Below are 16,894 nucleotides of genomic sequence, written 5' to 3'. Positions count from 1 at the left end.
CCTAACCCAAGGAGCGAAAACTTATCGGATGATTTTTATCCAAGACTCCTTCCCCCATCCACTGCAAGCGACTGGCCGGTGATGAAGCGGTTGGTGGCCATCATGAACACGGCTTCGGCAATAAACTGCGGGTCGCCGTGGCGTGCAAGGGGCGTTTTGGCGATGATGGCGGCTTTCTTCGCCTCATCGAGCGCATTATCGCCTTCGGGCCAGGCAATGGCGCCAGGGGCGACCGCGTTAACGCGTATATCAGGCGCCAGGGTTTTTGCGAGCGCCATGGTCTGCATCTTAAGCGCCGCCTTGGTCTGGCAGTAAAGGCCATACTCTTTAAGCGGCTTCTCTGCGTGAATATCCGTCAGATTAATAATCGCCCCCTTTGTGCGGCTTAAGGCATCGCGGGCGGCCATGGCAAGGGTCCAGGGCGTGGTGACATGCAGCGCGAACATCTCCTGAAACGCTTTACTGTTCGCATCTTCCGTGCGCAGAAAACGCGAGGCATTATTCACGAGCACATCCAGACGTCCACACAGGGCAAGCGTCTCGGGTATCAGTCTCGATACGGCTTCTGCGTCACATAAGTCAGCCCTTAACACCCAGGCGCTTGCCGCGCGCTCTTCGCAAAGTGCGTCCCCCAGCACTTCAGCCTCTTTATTAGAGGTATTACAATGCAGCGCCACGCGCCAGCCCCTTGCATGAAAGAGGCGCGCGATGGCGGCCCCAATGCGGCGTGCCGCTCCCGTTATCAGCACCACTGGCGCCTCTTGTGTGTTGGACGATTTCACGGTATTGTTCCCCTTTTGTACGGATTTTTTCATGTCTCTGCTTGAAACCCTGCGCCGCACCGTGCGGGAAAAGGGTCCTCTGCCGTTTGCCGACTACATGCAGGCCGCACTTTACTCGCCGCATTTTGGCTATTATACCGCCGACCTGCCCAAACTCGGGAAAGAAGGCGACTTTGTTACGGCTCCTGAAATCAGCACCCTCTTTGGCAAAACCCTCGCGCGCCAGTGCGCCGACATTTTAAACGAACTCGGCAACGGCGCGATTTTCGAGTTTGGCGCCGGCAGTGGCGCGCTCTGCGTTGACATCCTCATGGCTCTTGAACACCTGGATGCGCTGCCAGAAGCCTATCACATTCTTGAAATAAGCCCCACTCTGCGTGCGCGCCAGGAGGCGCGTATCCGTGACGAAATCCCGCATCTCGCCGGGCGCGTGCACTGGCACCTCACCCTGCCCGAGAAGCCTCTGAAGGGCATTGTGCTTGCCAATGAAGTGCTCGATGCCATGCCCGTGCACCGTTTTTTACAGACGCATGAAGGCCTTCTTGAAAGCCATGTGACGCTCGATGAAAAGGATGCGCTTAAGGAAATTTTTCTGCCCTGTACCCATGAAAGGCTTCAGGCACACGTGCAAAAACGCCTGCCACCGCTCACGCCGCCTTATCTTTCGGAGGTGAATCTGCATATAGACGGCTGGATGCAAGCCTGCCACGAATTACTGGAACGGGGCGTGGTAATTATCATTGATTACGGGTTCCCGCGTCATGAATACTACCATCCCGACCGCCATACCGGTACACTGATGTGTCACTGGCGCCACCAGGCCCACACCAACCCGCTGGCACATCCTGGAGATGAAGACATCACCGCGCACGTGGATTTTACGCACGTGGCTGAAGCGGCAAATAACGCGGGGCTTACCGTTGCGGGCTTTACCAGTCAAGCCGCCTTTCTTGTGAATGCAGGGCTGCTCGACATTCTTCAGGAATCGCCTCCTGATGGTAATCTCGCGACCTCCATGGCCGTGCGCCAGCTCCTGATGCCCGGTGAAATGGGGGAGCTTTTTAAAGTGATGGCGCTGACCCGGGATTATTCGATGCCTCTCAGAGGCTTTCATTCTTTTGACAAACGCGCGAGCCTGAACCATGAAACGTTATCTGACAACGGTTGAACTGCAAAAAGAATCAATGAAGTTCGCCGCCGGCCACACGACCATCTTTTCTGCCACTGAACGCGAACCGCTGCACGGGCATCAATATAACGTTTATCTCGCTCTCACCACCTGGGTTGAAGACAATGGCATGACCTTTGACTACCGCTATTACAAAGAGCGTATTCACACCCTGTGCCGCAGGGTCAACCAGACTTTTCTGATGCCACAGTTTTCCCCCTATCTCAGTCACCGCGAAGACGAGGAATACCATTATTTCACCTTTAACGGTAAAACCATGCCCTTTTTAAAAGAGGACGTGACACTGATGCCGCTTTGCAATATCACCGTCGAAGAACTCTCGCGCTGGTTTGTACAGGAGCTCATTGCCGATGCCGCGGAACTTGAAAGGCACCGCATCGAAGAGCTTGTCATTAAGGTGTTTTCAGCACCTGGTCAGTGCGCCAGCCATCGCTGGAAGCGCGGCTAAATGCGCGTCATCAAAGTGTGTGTCCCCAACACGCACCATGACGCGTTTGATTATCTGGCGACTGGTGAGCCGCCTTTGCGAGGCGCGCGGGTTTTGGTGCCGTTTCGCAACAAAACCCGCATCGGTATCGTGCTTGGAGAAGGGGATGCCGATTGCGCGCCCAAAGCCCTTAAAGCCATTGAACAAACGCTCGATACGACCCCCTGTATGCCTGAAGATGTGCTGAGACTTTGCGAGTGGGCGGCGGGTTATTATCAGTCACCGCTGTCAGCCGTTATTCCCCTGGCACTGCCCAAACATTTGCGTGAAGGGCATGCTGCTGCGGCCGAAATTACAGAACACGTGACACTTGCATTAAACACCGTTGACGCGCACGCAAAAATTCCGGCGCGCGCAGGCCGTCAACACGCGCTCATTGACTGGCTTGCCGCGCAGGCGACCTCCGTGACTCAAAGCGCCATCCTGGCCGCGGGCTTTAATCAGACCCTCATCATGCGCCTTAAAGACGCCGCTCTCTTACACACCGAAACCCGCACCGAATACCCACCGGTCATCAGCGCGAAAGCACATCCACCGCCGCTGCTGCATCCCGAGCAGACGATCGCCATCGATAGCGTACGCAAGGCCTTTGGTCGCTTTGAGAGCTTTCTTTTACAGGGGGTGACTGGCAGCGGTAAAACAGAAGTGTATCTGCAGGTGATTGCGGACGTGCTGGCCCGCGGGCAGCAGGCGCTTGTGCTCGTGCCTGAAATCGGACTGACACCACAGCTGCTCGCGCGTTTTGCCGGGCGTTTTAAAGAATCCATGGTGGTCTTACACTCGAGTTTAAGTGAAGGTGAGCGGCGCCGGGCATGGCTGCACGCGCGTGACGGGCGGGCGCGCCTTATTATCGGTACGCGAACGGCGGTGTTTGTGCCCCTGCAAAATCCGGGGCTTATCGTGATTGATGAAGAACACGACACCTCCCTCAAGCAAATGGACGGTGTGCGTTACTCCGCCCGCGATGTGGCACTCTGGCGCGCACGCCAGCTTTCCATCCCCATTATCCTTGGCTCGGCCACCCCAAGCCTTGAAAGCCTCTATAATGCCACGCGTGCGAAGTATCAACGGCTGACATTGACTCAACGCGCGCAAAGTACAGCACCCACACGCTTTTGCATACAGGATATTCGCAGCCTCCCGCTCGAGCATGGCCTTGCCAAACCGACACTCGCGCGCATTCGCGAACACCTCGAGCGCGGGCAGCAGGTGCTCGTCTTTATTAATCGCCGTGGTTTCGCGCCAGTGATGCTTTGCCATGAGTGCGGCTGGATGGCCGATTGCAGAGCCTGCGACAGCCACCTGACCCTGCACCGCAAATCCCATCGCCTCCAGTGCCACCATTGCGGCGCGAGTGCGCGCATTCCCTCTGCCTGCCCTGATTGCCAGAGCATGGATCTTGTGCCGGTAGGCAATGGCACGCAGCGCGTCTTTGATTATCTTCAAACCTGCTTTCCGAACGTATCCATGGCACGCATTGACCGTGATGAAGTCCGCAGAAAAGGCGAACTGGAAGCACATCTTGAAAAGATTCTTCAGGGAGAAACGCAGCTTTGTGTCGGCACGCAGATGCTGGCCAAGGGGCATCATTTCCCGGGGCTGACGCTTGTTGTGATTCTGGACGCTGACAATGGCCTGCAAAATCCTGATTTTCGCGCAACCGAACGTTTTGGACAGCTGCTGACGCAGGTTGCGGGGCGTGCCGGACGTGAAGCGCTTGCCGGCGAAGTTTTGATTCAAACGCACTTCCCACAGCATCCGCTGCTGAATTTGCTCGTGCGCGAGGGGTATGAAGCCTTTGCCGAAAGACTGCTCAGCGAGCGGCGCGAGGGGCTTTTGCCGCCCTATCAGTATCTGGCCCTTCTGCGGGCGGAGGGGCGTGAGGCTGCTCCGGTTCTCGCTTTTCTGCACCAAGCACGCAAACTCCTGCAACACCCCGCCCTGGAAATCATGGGTCCGGCGCCCGCCCCTCTCTCTCGCAAGGCTCACCAGCATCGCCTGCAATTGCTGCTGCGCGCCCCTGCCCGCCGCTCGCTTCATGAAGCACTGGCACATTTGCGCAACACCCTGCCACCCGCACGCGCACTATCGGGTGTGCGCTGGAGCGTGGATGTCGACCCGGTGGAGTTATCGTGACTGCACATCACTCTCCATGACCGCCCCCGCTGGTCGGCGCTTGTCAATCGCTCCAACCAGACGCTGCAATTTGGGGTAATACGCGATGGCGGCAACGGCACCCCAGAGTGGCGTGCCCCAGGGAGACTGCTCCTCAAAACGATATCCCCAGTCGCGCAGGGTTTTGAGGGTGTTTTCTGAAAAAGCGCCCCGTTCCACAAAGACCACATCGGGACGCCACTGCATGTGAAAGCGCGGAGCATCAACAGCGAGCGTTAAGGACAGGCCATAATCAATCACGTTGATAAGCGTTTCGAGCACCTGTGTAGGAATGGTAGAGCCGCCTGGCGCCCCGAGCACCATAAAAAGTGTGCCGTCTTTCAGCACCACCGTTGGCGTCATGGAGCTCAGTGGCCGCTTTCCGGGCGCGATGGCGTTGGCTTCCCCCTGAATCAGGCCAAATTCATTTGCGACCCCTGGGGTGAGGGTAAAATCATCCATTTCGTTGTTCAAAAAAATCCCGGTGCCCTCGGCAATTTCTTTAGCACCAAAATACCCGTTCAGGGTATAAGTAACGGCAACCGCATTACCCTCGGCATCAACCACGGAATAATGCGTGGTTTCTGCGCGCTCATTCCCGACAGGATGTAGAGCCGGTTGCCGGGGGGCCGTTGAATCCATACGCGCACGCACCGCCTTGATATGTGCTGGAGAGAGCAGCATATCAATTGGATTTTTAACAAAATCCGGGTCGCCAAGCTGAACCCTGTCGGCATAGGCCGCACGCATGGCTTCCAGTATCTCTCGGGTACCCCCGGGCTGTCTGAAGCCGGATTTTGCAAGCGGATAAGGCTCAAGAATTTTCAGCATTTCACACAACACCACACCGCCGGAACTGGGAGGCGGGGTCGTTATTACGGTAAAGCCCCGGTATTCACAGACCAGTGGCGACAGCACTTGCGCGCGATAAGCGCTAAAATCTGAAAGCTGAAGCAGGCCACCGTGACGCTCGCTGCTTTTCACGATAGCAGCTGCAATTGACCCGGTATAAAAAGCGCTGCTGCCTTCTTTTGCAAGGGTTTTCAGAGTCTTTGAAAGGTCAGACTGCACAAGGCGCTCACCAACGCCTGGCAGCCTCTCACCAAAAACAGCACGTACCGCTGCACTTTTTTTCAAGCCCTCCCAGCTGTCAGCAATGAGCTTGACATCGCCGGCAGTCAGGATAAAACCCTTTTCAGCGAGCGCAATGGCGGGCGCGAGGAGGCGCTCGCGTGAAAAAGTGCCGTATTTCTCGCGTGCTATCTCAAGCCCCATCACGGTGCCTGGTGTGGCCACCGAAAGCCCGCCTTCTCGCAACCGCTCAGGAACAGGCGCACGCTTTGCATCAAAAAATCGGGCAGGAACAGCTTTTTGAGGGGCGGTTTCGCGAAAGTTAATGACCAGGTTCTCACCATTTTTGCGGTGAATCACCATAAACCCGCCGCCGCCAAGATTACCGCAGCAGGGCTCAACGACCGCGAGCGCATAGCCAATAGCCACGGCTGCGTCCACGGCATTGCCTCCTGCGTTAAGGATGTCACGCCCCACGGTACTGGCAAGATGCTGGGAGGTTACCACCATGCCACGACCCACAGCCGCATGGGTGAAAGGGGAAATAACCATGCCGCCCCCAAAAATGAGAGCGAACAACATCCAGGTGTGTTTCATGTTCATCCGTGTCGGGTATCCCTACATGACTGCGCAATAACTCGAGGAGGACTGGTGCTCGAGCGACTGGTGCTCGAGCGCCAGAAGCGTCGGGTCATCACAGAAAATGGCGTCTACCCCCATCTCTTCGAGGGCCTGTGCCACCTCTCGGTTTCTGACCGTATAGGCATACACGGCAAAATTCGCATTTTTAATAAGCTTCACCCGCTCAGCGTTTAAAACGTCTGCATTGAGATTGATGCTGACACATTGATTGTCCCGGGCAAGCGCTATGGCGTTTTCGCTCCATGCATCCATCAGAAGAGCGCGGGGAAGGTCTGATGCTGCTTCCTGTGCCTCAAGGAGACAAGAGTACACAAAGCTTGAGAGCAGCGGCGGATTTTTACCCTTCCACAGGGTGCGCACCTCATCGATGATAACGCGGGTAGTGTCCCTTGCAAGGGCTTCATCATCTCCGCAGGGTTTGATTTCTATATTGGCATCCAGCTCAAGTTCGTTGAGAAGAAGGATGGCGTCTTTGAGCGTGGGCACGTGCTCGCCTGTAAATGCCTCTCCAAACCACGAGCCGGCATCAAGGCCTGCAATGTAGTCTGCATCACATTCACCAACGCGCCCCTCCCCATTGGTGGTGCGGTTGAGCGTTTCGTCATGCATGATGATGGCAACCCGGTCGCGGGTGAGCATCACATCAAACTCCACACAGGTGGCACCATTTTCTTTGGCTTTTCTAAAGGCCGCCAGCGTATTCTCGGGGGCATGCGCCTTGTCGCCGCGATGAGCAATTATTTTCACGCCACAAACTCCATCATTGCCGGAGAGCTCCATGAGCGGCATTGTATACTGAGGAGACGCTCGAATACCAGAAGGAGCCTGAGTCAATACGATGCAGGTGCATCATGAGAGAAAAATTCAGATAACACAGACGGGCGTACATGCATTCTATGTGCTGGCTCGCGCTTTTGCACGGCGGTCTGCGTTACCGATACTGGTTACGAAACTGCACTAATGAACGCCATTTAACACTATTTTGCATCTTGCTTTTAGGGCGCGTCCGCATTTCATGATGTGACACCAAAACGCCCCGTTTGCAGCCCTGTCATGAAATGCGGACACGCCCTCGGACAGTTACATGACACAAAGAATGCGTTATCGATAATTCAGAGCTGTAACGCTTATACGAGGGGCTGTTGACAATTGGTGACGCGACTGTAAAGCACATCAATTTGTCCAAATTTAACCTTGAGCTCGTTAAATAGAGCTGACTATTCGCCTCACTCAAGATAAAATTTGACCTGAATTGACGTGCTTTTCGCTTCGCGCCACCTATTGTCAACAAATGACCTTCATGACCACATTGAAAAAATTTCAGGCAGTAAAAATGAAACTAAATGATTATTCTTTTAAAGCAAAAGAATATGCCATCGCGGACAATGGCGGCACCACTCACGTTGCATTTAAAAATATTCCCGCGCTCATAAACAAGCACGCCTCAGGCAAAAAAACGTTAGATTATGGATGTGGCACGGGCTGCTCAACACTATTTCTGGCTGAAACAGGACTCGATGTTGAGGGGGTAGATATTTGTCCACATATGTTACAAGAAGCATCAAATCATACAGATATACCGTTAACCTTAATTCAAAGCGCTCAATTACCTTATGATAACAACTGCTTTAATATTGTTTTTTCCAGTTTTGTGCTGTTTGAAATAGGCTCCAAAGCGGAGATGATTGACGTTTTTAATGAAATATACCGTGTTTTAGCCCCGGGAGGGGTTTTCATCTCTATTACCGGAACAGAAGAGCTGTACAAGAAAAAATGGTTAACAATGGATGTTGATTTCCCGGAGAATAAAAATCTCAAAAGCGGGGACATTGCCAAAGTTCTGCTTTCTGATGTCAACGTTTTAGTATATGACTACTATTGGACACATGAGGACTATCTGGAGGTCATAAACAAAACCCACTTTATGCACGTGGAAACAATGCGGCCTTTAGGCGATAAAAATGATGGATATGCATGGATAGATGAAGAAAAATATCCACCATATGTCATTTATATCTTAAAAAAAGGTTTTACCGCATATCCAGCCCAAACTGGCAATAAGCCAAAATCAGGCTGTTTTGTATGTTGATCAAAAGTTTAAGTTATCAATGCGCTAAAACTGGGAGTCACAAACCATCTTTTATTTCGAGTCGATTATCAGGTTCCGTGATTTTCATTATTATCTAAATTCTGCTAGGGTCTGTTGACATTTGGTGGTGCGAAGCGAAAATCACGTCAATTTAGGCCAAATTTTATCTTGAGTGAGGCGAATAGCCGGCTCTATTTAACGAACTCAAGGTTAAATTTGGACAAATTGACGTGGTTTGCAGCCGTGTCACCAATTGTCAACAGACCCTAATAAAACGTGACGATGGAAGCGTGCTCAGATATGCTAACTTAGATTGTTCTGAGCCTGTTATACGTTATTTCGGGAGGGGTTATGTTCTTTTCAATTCCGAGCACAAATACCTCTGCCACTTAATATATGGACGTGCCATCAATCACGCCATATCCATGGATGGAAGTCTGCATAATGAATAACACCTTTATCCACGAGTTCACCTTTGCCATCGCCTGGGGCGATATGGATGCGCTCGGGCATGTGAACAACGCCCGTTATTTTGACTATTTTCAGGAAGCGCGCATTGACTGGCTGCACCAGCTGGGCATGAACCTCACCAGCGAAAGCGGCCCGGTGGTGGTGGAGGCCGCCTGTACCTTTTTAAAGCCCGTGGTCTATCCCGCCACCCTCACCCTTAAGAGCCGCCTTGAAAACCCGGGCCGCACGAGCATCATCATGCGCCATTTTCTCTTCCAGAATGACACGCTGATGGCAGAGGGGCACTGTAAGCTTGTCTGGGTGAATTACTCCAGCGCGCGTCCCGTTGAACTCCCGGACGCGCTCAAAAAACCTTAAGCGATGACTCGCGGCTCACTCTGAGCCGCGTGATGGAGACATGCCGGGCGGGCTGTAAGGCGCTGTCGGTTCGATTGCGGGCTCTGGCGAGTGAAGCGGACTCGAATGCACTGTATCCTCCGCAGGTGGCTCTACAGTTTTATGCTGCTTACCAGCCTCAAAACGAGGCTCTGTCGTACACGGCGTAAAATCTTGCGTGAACAGCCCTTCAAATGACTGTATTGCCGTTGCCCACATGTTGTACAATACGCCCTGCTCATTTAATTCCATAATATCGGTAAACATGGTTGCTGCCAGGCCGCCAGCAGGCAAGATAATCCAGAGGGGCGGAATAGCGATGTTAACCACAAAAATCGCAAAAAGTACCGCTGCCATACCGAGGTGAGACAAGACATTTAAAACCGTGAGGTAAGGTTTGAACAAGCTGTTTTGAGGCATGTTATCCTTAATCCACTGCTGAGTGACATACACACTCTCTACCGGCGAGACAACCATTCGAAAAAGTCTCGCGGTGGCACGAAATGCTATTTCAGGAAAGGCCAATATAAGTGACGCAGACGCATAATCCCCAAGGCGGGATTCCAGAGCCATACGCCCCTGATACATCAGTTCGGCCATGAAATTAAGCAAAAACGCCGGAGGGCGGCGCACGAGGTTAACAAGGGTCGGGATAATGGCGAGGACGCCTAAATGCGCAGCCAGAAAGTAGTCTTTAAAGGAGCGGGTTTTGCGCTGCTCTTCACTCGCAAGCGGCATAACGGTATCATACCAGGCGTCTTTCGCCGCCTCTTTAAGGGCATCTAAAAAAGTCATAATACACTCTCTGTGTTTAAAAAAAGAGAGTATATCACCTTTATCAATATTTTTTCAATGTGCCCAAATAGCGCGCTATCGTTTCCTGGCTGAGGCGGTAACGCAAACGGGCACCAGATATGGATGCGGGGTGCCAGGGCCACCATGGATAACAAGGCATGGTACCCCTGACGCATCGGGATTAAAAATCCGATAGTGGATAGAACCACCCCGCACGGCACATGTTGACATTAAAGGAGCCGCACTCACGCCAAACGAAGCTCTTGCGCCGGCTGGTTAGACTGTAGCCAGCTGAAGGCGAAGCCGGCAGCAACAAAAACGCCTGTGGCAACCGTCAGCGCGACCGTTACGGTCTGACCGTTAAAGAAATAGCCGGCAGCACCAGTAGAAATCGTCACTAACAACGCCCTCATGCTCATTACAAGAGAAGATGCCGGTCCCTGCATGTCAGGATAAACAGACATGGAGTTAGAGAAGAGCACCGGATAACAGGCCGCGAACCCAACGGAAAAGAGTGACATCCAGAGTGTCGTCAGATACGGCGAGCTGATATGAGCCATACTCAACAGGACAAAGGCGGCCATGCTGGCGCACGAGAGCAATACCCCGTACCTGACCGTATTCAACGGTCCAAAATAGGGAATTATCTTACCAACCTGCATGCTCGTTACCGCGAACGATGCGATAATAACGGCCTGATGCATCACAAACTTCAGCGTTGTCAGCTCATAAGCACCCATGTAGAGAAAAGCACTGGCTGCAATGTAGGCCATGTAAGCGGCGAACATCAAACTGGGCACCATGGATGCGGTGAGGAAGCGGGGGCTTGTCAACAGCCTGCGGTAATCGTTCATCACCTTTCTCGTATCAAGCCTGTCAAATTCCTGCCGGGATTCGGGCAGGAAGAACAGCAGCAGCAACCAGGTCATCAGGCTGAAAATCGCTACCACGCCGTAATTTCCCTTCCAGCCAAGCGCCTCGTTGATAAATCCGCCGATGAGTGGCGCACACGACATAACGATGGAAAGTGCGGCATTCATAAAACCTATCAGCTTCATCGCCTTTTCACCCTGATACAGGTCGGCAATCATGGTGAACACCAGCACAACAGACGTGCTCGCGCCGAAGCCCTGAATAAGCCGGGACAGTAAAAGCCAATGAATATCCGGCGCAAAATAACAGCCCACGGCACCGAGTGTCATAAGGGCGTTGCCAAGCACCATCATTCTTCTGCGCCCAAAACAATCGGAAAGCGGCCCATACACAAGCGCACCGAGACAGTAGCCTAAAAAGTTCCAGGTAATTGTTGCCTGAACGAGACTGGCACTGACGCCGAAAAACTCGGCTATCTGTGGAAATCCAGGAACAGAAATATCAACTTCTGCGCATGTGGTTATCATGGATAATAAAAACAAGGCCGGTAAAAATCGTTTGCGCACTTAAAACCCCCTCATGAACGGCGCTGATTCCTGTCCAGATATCCTATTGAAGATTTCAAAAAATAAACGCCTAAATGCATGCGAAATATAAAATTTGGACACATCCTTGTCAATAAAATTCGAGAAGCGAAAGCATGCACTGGCGCATCAGTTACACGCCTTAAACCGCCACTGGCGCACGAATGGCCGCATGCGACTGATAGCCCTCAAACACGATGTCTTCAAAGCGGTAGTCAAAGAGGCTGTCTGGCTTTCGCAAAAGCTTCAATGTCGGCAGGGGCAGCGGCTCGCGTTGAAGCTGCGTGCGCGCCTGCTCGAGGTGATTGAGATACAGGTGACAATCCCCCCCCGTCCAGACAAACTCGCCTACATCAAGCCCGCACTGTGCGGCCACAAGGTGGGTCAAGAGCGCATAGGAGGCGATGTTAAAAGGCACGCCCAGAAACACATCGGCAGAACGCTGGTACAACTGACAGGAAAGCCTGCCGCGCGCCACATAAAACTGAAACAGCGCATGACAGGGAACCAGCGCCATTTTCGGCAGTTCCGCGACATTCCAGGCGCTCACAATGAGCCGTCGCGAATCGGGGTTGTTGCGAATCTGCTCGACCACTGCCGCAATCTGGTCAACACTCTCGCCATTGGGCAGCGGCCAGCTGCGCCATTGACGCCCGTAAACAGGGCCAAGATTGCCCTCGGCATCCGCCCACTCATCCCAGATGCTGACGCCGTTTTCCTTCAGATAACGGATATTGGTATCACCCTTTAGAAACCAGAGCAGTTCATGGACAATGCTGCGCGTATGGAGTTTCTTGGTGGTAACGAGCGGAAAGCCCTTTGCGAGGTCAAAGCGCATGGAATACGCAAACACCGACAGCGTGCCGGTACCGGTGCGGTCGGATTTTTCGACACCATTTTCAAGGATGTGCGTCAGTAAATCGAGGTATTGTCTCATCGTTTCTTCCACCATAAAAGAAAGCCTGCGAGCAGCATGGGAATCGAGAGAAGCTGCCCCATCGTCAGCCAGTCAAAGGCCAGAAAACCAAGCTGCACATCCGGCTCTCGAAAACACTCGGCCAGCATGCGGCTCACGGCATAGCCCATCAGAAACACGCCGCTTACAGCGCCTGTGGCACGCTTTCGAGATGCATACACCCAGACCAGCACAAACAGCGCGATGCCCTCAAGCCCCATTTCATAGAGCTGAGAGGGGTGACGCGGCAGGTTGTCCGCGTGCGGAAAAATCATCGCCCACGGGACGTCAGCAGGCCGCCCCCAGAGCTCACCGTTAATAAAATTCCCAAGCCGCCCGGCCGCAAGTCCAAGTGGAACAAGGGGGGCAATAAAATCGCCAATTTCAAGAAAGGATTTGCCAATGCGCCGCCCAACGAGCCACACGCCGGCTATCACGCCCAGCAACCCGCCATGAAACGACATCCCACCTTCCCACAGCTTGAAAATCGACAGCGGATGCGAAAGCCATTGCGAGGCATTATAGAAAATCATGTATCCGAGGCGCCCGCCGATGATAACGCCCATCGCCGCATAGAAGATGATATCGTCAATGGCTGTCGGAGAAAAATCAAGCTGATAATGGCGAGCGCGCCAGCGCGCCAGCAGCCAGGCCAGCACAAAACCCACAAGGTACATCAGTCCGTACCAGTGTACCTGAATGGGGCCAAGCGAAAACGCGACTGGTGAAAGATGAGGGTATGCAATCATAAAAGCCTCTCAAAGAAGCATGCCAAGGGCGGTGAGTATCAACAATACCACAAATCCCACACGCAGGGGACGCTCCGGCACCCGCCACGCCCAGTGCGCGCCGAGCGGCGCGAACAATGCACTGGCAAGACCTACACTAAAAACGGCGGGCCAATAGACAAAGCCTGTGGCCAGAGGCGGTATAAGAGGCTCAAGACGCCCTGTCAGCATGAAGCTCAGGCTGCCAATTATCGCCACCGTAAAGGTACAGAGTGCAGATACCGGCACCAGCGCACGCATTGACACGCCACACCAGGAGAGATACGGCACAATTAGCGCGCCCCCGCCAATACCGAGCAAACCGGACTTCAGGCCGATAAGCAAACTGACGCAGAGGTTTTGTAATCTTGAGGGTGTGTGTGGCGCATGCTCGGTGCGCACATGCCATAGCATATGTGCGGCAATAAACAGCAAAAACAGTCCAAAAAGAATTTCAAGGCCGCGCGTTGGAAGAATATCGGCAAAAATGGCGCCACTAACGGTGCCAATGGCAATGCCAGGCGCCAGACGGCGATAGATATCCATGCGAATGTCGCCGCGACGGGCATGCGCAAATACGGATGAGAGCGCGGTAAAGAGCATGGCCGTGAGTGAAGTGCCGGCACTCATGTGCATGAGAATATCGGCGGGCACCAGTGCGCTGCGTTCAAAAATCCAGAAGAGTGCCGGCACCACAACAATGCCGCCCCCAATCCCCAGCATACCGGACATTGTACCGGCAAAGGCGCCACTCAGGAGAAACGCCACGAGCATCAATGCATCCTGGGACATGCTACATGCCACCGGCGCGCAGGAGGCCTGAGAGGCCTTCTTTCACCAGCACAGCATGAAGATGCGCACGAATTTCAGCAGGGTGATGCAGTTCCAGCACTTCCGCCAGCAGGCGGCGCGCCGTACTCATGGAAATCTGGCGCACGAGCCACTTTACCCGTGGCAGGCTCGCAGAATTCATGCTGAGTGTGTCAAACCCCATGGCGAGCAGCAGCACCACCGCAAGCGGCTCACTCGCCATTTCACCGCACACGCTCACCGGCACGCCCGCGGCCTGCGCCCCCTCTACCACCTTGGCAAGCGTTCTTAGCATCGCCGGATGCAGTGAATCGTAAAGGCCGGCAACGCGTGAATTATTACGGTCGACTGCCAGCAGGTACTGGGTCAGGTCATTCGTGCCTACGGAAAGAAAATCAACGCGCTTTGCAAGTTCACGCGCCAGCCATGCCGCCGCCGGGACTTCCACCATCACCCCAAGGCGCGGCTTCTGGATGGCAAACCCTTCTTCGAGCAGCTCTTCATAGGCCTGGTGTACCAGTGCCACCGCTTCATCGACCTCGCTGAGGGCGGTCACCATCGGCAGCATGATGCGCAGGTTATCAAGCTCTTCACTCGCACGCATCATGGCGCGCACCTGCATCAAGAACATATCGGGATGGTCAAGGGTCACGCGGATTCCGCGCCAGCCAAGGCAGGGGTTTTCTTCCTTCACCGGAAAATACGGCAATACCTTGTCGCCACCAATATCAAGCGTGCGCATGGTAACCGGGCGAGGCGCAAAGGCCTTCAGGGTCTGGCGATAGATGATGCGCTGCTCGTCTTCAGAGGGAAAGCGGTCACGGCTCATAAAGGGCACTTCTGAGCGATACAGTCCCACACCTTCAGCACCTACACTCATCGACAAGCCCGCGTCCATCTCAAGGCCCGTGTTGACCTGCAGTGAAATGCGGTGTGCATCGAGCGTTTCTGCAGGCTTATCACGGAGTGCGACAAGGCTCTGGTTTAAAAGCCGCTCTTCCTCAGCGAGCTGACGGTATTGCGCCACCAGTGCTTTAGAGGGCGAAATATAAACCTTTGCCGCAAAGCCATCGACAATAACCGCGCGCCTCGAGAGATTCTCAAAGCGACAGCCACGTACCCCCATCACGACTGGTACGCCCAGTGCGCGGGCAAGAATCGCCGTGTGAGAATTGTTGGAGCCACGAACCGACACCACCCCCACAAGCTGGCCTTCCGGCACTTCAGCAAGAGCGGCTGGTGTAATTTCTTCCCCAATCAGCACGGTGCGGCGCGGGTAGTCAATTTCTTCGCGCGCCGAAAGCTGCAGTTCTGCCAGCACACGGCGGCCAAGATCGCGCACATCGCTTGCGCGCTCACGCAGATAATCATCCTCAACATTTTCAAAATGCTGCACATGTTTCTTGATAACGGCGGCGAGCGCCGCCTGTGCCGAGAGCTGCTCGGTACGAATCTGCGCCTCTACCTCGGCCCCGAGACTGTCGCGATCGAGAATGCGCAGATAGACCTCAAAAAGCGCGTGGTCTTCTTCGGCGACTGAGGCCTTAAGCCGACGGCCAAGGCGGTGAATGTCCTCGCGTGCACTCTGGAGCGCCTCGTGAAAAAGGAACACCTCGTGCTCGATATCGTCCGTGAGCGTGCGCAATACCGCGTCAATGTCAGCCGGTGGATACACAACCACCGCGGTTCCCATGCCAATGCCTGGAAGCGCGCCGGTGCCGGTCAGGGGTTCGTACACGTTTTCCGTGAGGGCCGCCTTCGCCATCGCCGGAAGGGTGAGGAGCGCCAGCTCGCCGGTGGCTTCAGCATGCGCTATCACGCCACCAATCTGCGCGGCCAGGGTAATCAGGAAGGCTTCTTCAGCATCATCAAAATACCGCCTCTCCGCCTGCTGCACTGTGAGCACGCCGTAGAGTTTACGGTGGTGAATGATGGGAACGCCAAGAAACGCACTCAAATGCTCTTCCTGCAGCAGCGCATTGCGATAATAATCGGGGTGCGAGGGCGCATCATCAATGTTGAGCGGTTCTTCCCGGCGCCCTACCTGCCCAATCAAACCGAAATCAAGCGGTACCCGCACCCGCTTCTCAGCGCCACGGTTTAAGCCCTCAGTCGCCATTAACACGAATTCTGCGTGCTTGCTGTCTATCAGAAAAACAGAAACCGCCTCGGCTCCAATGGCCTTGTGAACACGCGCAACCAACACCGAAAGCGCCTCATCAAGCGCGCCTGCTGCCGTAACATCCTGTACTATGCGTTTGAGAATCTTTAACATCTATCGACTTTGTTGACCTCGTTTTCGGCGCGCACCCGCAGGCACACTGCGTTTTTTCAGCAAATGCTCCAGCTCTTTCAGCGCCTGCACATACACCTGACGCTTGAAAAAAATCACCTGCTCCTGGGGAGTGTTGTAATCAATCCAGCGCCAGCTGTCAAATTCCTGTGCATCTCCCAAATCCAGACGAATTTTCTGCTCAGGTACGACAAGGCGCAGCAGAAACCATTTCTGCTTCTGGCCGATAACCAGCGGTTCACTGCCGTGGCGCAGATACTGTTTGGGCAGACGGTATTTCAACCATCGGCGTGTTGCGCCCAAAACCTCGACATCTTCGCGTAAAAGGCCGACTTCCTCATAGAGTTCGCGATACATCGCTTCCAGTGCCGTCTCTCCGGAAGCAAGCCCTCCCTGGGGAAACTGCCATGCATCGTGCCCATAACGACGCCCCCAGAAAACCCTTCCAGACGCGTTGACCAGCACAATGCCCACATTCAGCCGATAACCGGCTCTGTCAATCACCATGAAAAGCACACACGTAAACACCGTAATGCCTTGATTTTTTCACAGATGAC

The 16,894-nt window shown here is 54.1% G+C and carries 15 protein-coding genes; 5 read left to right on the top strand and 10 right to left on the bottom strand.

Annotated features, from left to right (window positions below):
- Positions 1 to 35: 35 nt before the first annotated feature.
- Positions 36 to 815, bottom strand: coding sequence for a pteridine reductase (locus E4T54_RS06425; protein ID WP_081776679.1), 780 nt, complete (start codon positions 813 to 815; stop codon positions 36 to 38).
- On the opposite strand from E4T54_RS06425, the gene E4T54_RS06420 reads away from it, so the two are divergent.
- The 3 genes from E4T54_RS06420 to E4T54_RS06410 are packed head-to-tail and all read left to right on the top strand — an operon-like array spanning position 814 to position 4,594.
- Positions 814 to 1,950: a class I SAM-dependent methyltransferase gene (locus E4T54_RS06420; RefSeq protein WP_028385600.1), complete on the top strand. Its 1,137-nt coding sequence runs from the start codon at positions 814 to 816 to the stop codon at positions 1,948 to 1,950. The two genes, E4T54_RS06425 and E4T54_RS06420, sit on opposite strands and share 2 nt — an antisense overlap.
- Positions 1,925 to 2,419 (top strand): 6-pyruvoyl trahydropterin synthase family protein, encoded by a 495-nt coding sequence (locus E4T54_RS06415; protein ID WP_028385599.1) that lies wholly within the window; start codon positions 1,925 to 1,927, stop codon positions 2,417 to 2,419. The genes E4T54_RS06420 and E4T54_RS06415 overlap by 26 nt, the downstream gene beginning before the upstream one ends.
- Positions 2,420 to 4,594 carry a primosomal protein N' gene (locus E4T54_RS06410; RefSeq protein ID WP_028385598.1) on the top strand — a complete coding sequence of 725 codons (2,175 nt, stop codon included), beginning with the start codon at positions 2,420 to 2,422 and terminating at the stop codon, positions 4,592 to 4,594.
- Here E4T54_RS06410 and ggt read toward each other — a convergent pair.
- Both ggt and E4T54_RS06400 read right to left on the bottom strand, forming a co-directional pair.
- Entirely contained in the window at positions 4,586 to 6,280 is a 1,695-nt protein-coding gene (gene ggt / locus E4T54_RS06405; RefSeq protein ID WP_162150875.1) for a gamma-glutamyltransferase, read from the bottom strand. The two genes, E4T54_RS06410 and ggt, sit on opposite strands and share 9 nt — an antisense overlap.
- Before the next feature lie 21 nt (positions 6,281 to 6,301).
- Complete coding sequence (locus E4T54_RS06400) at positions 6,302 to 7,072, bottom strand: glycerophosphodiester phosphodiesterase family protein (RefSeq protein WP_162150874.1); 771 nt, start codon at positions 7,070 to 7,072, stop codon at positions 6,302 to 6,304.
- A 553-nt stretch (positions 7,073 to 7,625) separates the two neighbouring features.
- Between E4T54_RS06400 and E4T54_RS06395 the strand changes: the two genes are divergently transcribed.
- Together E4T54_RS06395 and E4T54_RS06390 are read left to right on the top strand one after the other, a co-directional pair.
- The gene (locus E4T54_RS06395) at positions 7,626 to 8,414 is read left to right on the top strand and encodes a class I SAM-dependent methyltransferase (RefSeq protein WP_028385597.1); all 789 of its coding nucleotides are present in this window, start codon (positions 7,626 to 7,628) and stop codon (positions 8,412 to 8,414) included.
- A 444-nt stretch (positions 8,415 to 8,858) separates the two neighbouring features.
- Positions 8,859 to 9,242 (top strand): acyl-CoA thioesterase, encoded by a 384-nt coding sequence (locus E4T54_RS06390; protein ID WP_028385596.1) that lies wholly within the window; start codon positions 8,859 to 8,861, stop codon positions 9,240 to 9,242.
- A 15-nt stretch (positions 9,243 to 9,257) separates the two neighbouring features.
- Here E4T54_RS06390 and E4T54_RS06385 read toward each other — a convergent pair whose 3' ends face one another.
- From E4T54_RS06385 to E4T54_RS06355, 7 genes are all read right to left on the bottom strand, one after another.
- On the bottom strand, positions 9,258 to 10,055 hold the full coding sequence (locus E4T54_RS06385) for a hypothetical protein (RefSeq protein ID WP_028385595.1): 798 nt from the start codon (positions 10,053 to 10,055) through the stop codon (positions 9,258 to 9,260).
- A gap of 245 nt (positions 10,056 to 10,300) precedes the next feature.
- On the bottom strand, positions 10,301 to 11,455 hold the full coding sequence (locus tag E4T54_RS06380) for a multidrug effflux MFS transporter (RefSeq protein ID WP_135100400.1): 1,155 nt from the start codon (positions 11,453 to 11,455) through the stop codon (positions 10,301 to 10,303).
- Positions 11,456 to 11,654: 199 nt separating this feature from the next.
- Positions 11,655 to 12,449, bottom strand: a complete 795-nt coding sequence (locus E4T54_RS06375) for a thymidylate synthase (RefSeq protein ID WP_028385594.1) — start codon at positions 12,447 to 12,449, stop codon at positions 11,655 to 11,657.
- Entirely contained in the window at positions 12,446 to 13,216 is a 771-nt protein-coding gene (lgt, locus tag E4T54_RS06370) for a prolipoprotein diacylglyceryl transferase (RefSeq protein WP_028385593.1), read from the bottom strand. Before lgt ends, E4T54_RS06375 begins: the two co-directional genes overlap by 4 nt.
- A 9-nt stretch (positions 13,217 to 13,225) precedes the next feature.
- Positions 13,226 to 14,026: a sulfite exporter TauE/SafE family protein gene (locus E4T54_RS06365; RefSeq protein ID WP_028385592.1), complete on the bottom strand. Its 801-nt coding sequence runs from the start codon at positions 14,024 to 14,026 to the stop codon at positions 13,226 to 13,228.
- 1 nt (position 14,027) lies between these two features.
- Positions 14,028 to 16,319, bottom strand: a complete 2,292-nt coding sequence (ptsP, locus tag E4T54_RS06360) for a phosphoenolpyruvate--protein phosphotransferase (RefSeq protein WP_028385591.1) — start codon at positions 16,317 to 16,319, stop codon at positions 14,028 to 14,030.
- The gene (locus E4T54_RS06355) at positions 16,320 to 16,844 is read right to left on the bottom strand and encodes an RNA pyrophosphohydrolase (RefSeq protein WP_028385590.1); all 525 of its coding nucleotides are present in this window, start codon (positions 16,842 to 16,844) and stop codon (positions 16,320 to 16,322) included.
- Positions 16,845 to 16,894 lie beyond the last annotated feature (50 nt).

Origin of the sequence: Legionella geestiana (assembly GCF_004571195.1) — a bacterium.
GTDB lineage: Bacteria > Pseudomonadota > Gammaproteobacteria > Legionellales > Legionellaceae > Legionella_B > Legionella_B geestiana.
Note: the sequence above shows the minus strand (reverse complement) of the source record. Positions and strands in the feature narration are given on the sequence as shown.